Annotated in this window: 1 protein-coding gene; it reads left to right on the top strand. The window is 45.7% G+C overall.

Going from position 1 to position 530, the window contains the following annotated elements; all coding sequences use genetic code 11:
* On the top strand, window positions 1-530 hold a 530-nt coding region (locus tag ACS8FC_RS20635), incomplete at both ends, for an NTP transferase domain-containing protein (protein WP_439298157.1).

Here is a 530-nt window from a genome sequence, read left to right as displayed (position 1 = left end):
CGGTAAAGGCACACGTATGCAGTCGGCAAAGCCAAAGGTTTTGCAGACCCTAGCTGGTAAGTCACTATTGGCCCATGTATTAGATACTTGTCATCAGCTCACTGTTGATGAAACCATCATTGTCCATGGTTTTGGCGGTGATCAAGTAAAGTCAGAGATTACCAACCAATATACACAGTCGTCGTTTACTTGGGTTGCTCAAACTGAGCAGTTAGGAACGGGTCATGCGGTCAAAGTAACACTGTCTGATTTACCGAAATCAGGGCAAAGTCTCATTCTGTATGGTGATGTGCCATTGGTCAGCTGCCAGACATTAGCTGCTTTAAAAGCTGCCAATACTGACGGTATGTCTATGCTGACGCTGACTGTCGATAATCCGTTCGGGTTGGGTCGTATCAAACGTGACCAAAACGGTAACATTGAAGCCATCGTTGAGCAAAAAGATGCCAATGCTGACGAGCAAAACATTAGAGAGATCAACAGTGGTATCTACTGCGTCGACAACGCCCTACTGCATAAGTATTTGCCAG

The sequence above is a fragment of the Psychrobacter sp. 1Y4 genome, assembly GCF_051847555.1.
Note: the sequence above shows the minus strand (reverse complement) of the source record. Positions and strands in the feature narration are given on the sequence as shown.